Raw genomic sequence first — 2,326 nt, forward strand, 5'->3', positions numbered from 1 at the left:
CCCCGTGGACGGGGGCGGGAGCCGACGGCGTGCGCTCACGGTGAGGGGGCGCGCTCCCGCCCGGCCCGGTCCGCGCCCCGGTCGCGCAGGGCGCGGGCCAGGCCGCGCAGGTGCGGCACGAGATCGTGGGGGGTGAGCGGAGCGCCGTTCGCGGCGGGGACGGACGTCTCGCGCCCTGGCGGCGCGATCGTCTCGGACGTGTGCGGGGCCATCGGGGAACCTTTCCGTACCGGGGCGGTGTGCGTGCACCCAGCTCTCTCGGACAGCGCCGCGCGCCCGGGCGGCGGGCCCACGGGAGGAGGCCGCCGGGCCCCGGGAGCGGCGCCGTCCGGCCGGGGCGGGGCGCGGCCCCGCGGACCCGGGCTGGTATCGCTTGGTACCGGTGCGTCGTGCGGCACCGTCCGAGAGAGGTCAGCAGGCGCCGCACGGCGGCGCCGCGTTCCCGCACGTCCCGCCGATGGAGGAGCCCGACACGGTGACCTTCGCCCCCGAGCAGCACCGGCCCCCCGGTGCCCCGACGCGACCGGGGGGAACACCGTCCAGCGGTGTGGTGGTCGGTGTCGACCTGCGCGGCATCCAGGCCTACGTGTACAGCGGCCGGCGCATCCTGGACGCGGTGGGGCGCGCCGCCCTCGTCGCGGAGCTGACCGACACATCCGACGCCGAGCACGGGATCGCCGACCTCGTACCGCCGGACTGCGTGGTGCTGCGCGACGCCGGAGGGGCGCTCACCGCGGTCTTCCCCGACGCGGCCTCGGCGCGCGGGTTCACCGCCCTCTACACCCGCAGGCTGCGCGACCGCGCCGCGGACCTGACCCCCGTGGTGGCGCACGTGGCCTACGGTCCCGGGGCCGGGCACGAGGCCGGGGGACCGGGCGGCGCCGCCCCGGAGCACACGGGCACGACCGGATCCCCGGGGCCCGACCGCGCGCCGGGCGCCGACACGACGGCGGCCGCCGGGGTGGACGAGGCGTTGGCCCTGCTCCCGGCGCGGCTGCGCGAGGCGCGGCGGCACATGTCGGCCCTGCACACCCCCGCGCACGGGTACGGGATCACCGCCGTGTGCTCGGTCAGCGGAGGCCCCGCCGAGTCGGTGGACAGCAGCCGCGTCCAGGACGACCACCCCGACGTGCACGAGAGGGTGGCCGCCGACGTCGCCCGGGCCCGGGGGATCGGCCGACGCTGGCACCGCGCCCACAGCTCCGACTGGCTGGCCGGTGCCGTCACCGCCGCCGGAGCCCCCGCCCTGACGCTGCCGATGGAGGTGGACCGCCTGGGCCGCGACCACGGCGGCCTCAGCCGCGTCGCGGTCGTCCACATCGACGTCAACGGCCTGGGCGCCCTCCTGGGCGCGTACCGCGAACGCGCGGGGGACCCGGCCGTGCCGGGTTCGGGCGCCTTCGCCCAGCGCCGCCTGTCCACCCGCATCGCCGGGCTCACCGAGGGGCTGGCCCGTGTCCTCGTGCGCGCGGTGGCGGCCACCGTCCACGCCGGACCCGGCCAGCGGCCCCTCATTCCGGGAACCGGCGCCGCCGCGCCGATCACCCTGCACCACGAGCCGCCCGGTCCCGTGTCCCTGCCGGTCCGCCCCGTCGTGGTCGCCGGGGACGACCTGACCGTGCTGTGCGACGCCCGGATCGCCCTCAGCCTGGTGCGCTACGCCCTCGACTGGCTGGACGCCGACCCCGAGCGCGTCGGCGACGACCGCGACCCCCGGGTGGGCCTGCACCGCGCGCTCGCCGAGGCCCACGGCGACCGCCCCGGCGGCGGGCGCGCCGTCGTCGCGCCGGACGGCGCGGCGCACACCACGTTCGTGCCCACGGTGGGGGTGGGCGTGGCCGTGCAGCCGGTGGGCGCTCCGTTGTCGCTGGGCTACGACCTGTGCGAGGCGATGTGCCGCCGCGCCAAGGAGCACCGCCTCCAGACCGCCGAGGCCGACCCCGGAGCGGGCGACGAGCACGCCGTGGCCTGGACGACGCGCCTCGACGGCGTCGGACGGGTGCTGCGCCGCCTGGACCGGGCCCGCCGGGCGCCGGTGCCGCGGACCGCCCTGCCCCTGACCGGAACCGGGTTCGCCCGCTTCCTGGACCGGTACCTGTCCGCGACCGCGCCGGGCAGCCTGCTCGCCGACGGGGACACCCGCCAGCGGGGCTGGCTGGTCTCCGCGCTGGTGCCCCTGTTGGAGTCGGGCGCCGACCCGGAGCCCGAACTCGCCCGACGCGCCCACGCGACGGGCGGGCCCGTCGACCTGCCCCGAGGCTGGACGCCCGGCGGCCTGCTCGACGCGGTCGAGGTGATGGACCTGCACCTGGACCCCGGGCTGGCG

Annotated in this window: 2 protein-coding genes; one reads left to right on the plus strand and one right to left on the minus strand. The window is 79.0% G+C overall.

Translation table 11 applies throughout. The annotated features are described in order from the left end of the window. Positions 1–35: 35 nt before the first annotated feature. Positions 36–212, minus strand: coding sequence for a hypothetical protein (locus DQW06_RS29265; protein ID WP_013154007.1), 177 nt, complete (start codon positions 210–212; stop codon positions 36–38). Positions 213–457: 245 nt separating this feature from the next. Between DQW06_RS29265 and DQW06_RS17390 the strand changes: the two genes are divergently transcribed. Continuing rightward, positions 458–2,326, plus strand: a 1,869-nt coding sequence (locus DQW06_RS17390) for a hypothetical protein (RefSeq protein WP_232833058.1), incomplete at its 3' end; no start/stop codon positions are given.

It is taken from the genome of Nocardiopsis sp. TNDT3, from assembly GCF_003427465.1.
Taxonomy (GTDB): Bacteria; Actinomycetota; Actinomycetes; order Streptosporangiales; family Streptosporangiaceae; genus Nocardiopsis; species Nocardiopsis dassonvillei.

Excerpts from the sequence above, each read along its gene's own strand:
- DQW06_RS29265 (WP_013154007.1), bottom strand. The coding sequence starts at position 212 with ATGGCCCCGCACACGTCCGAGACGATCGCGCCGCCAGGGCGCGAGACG.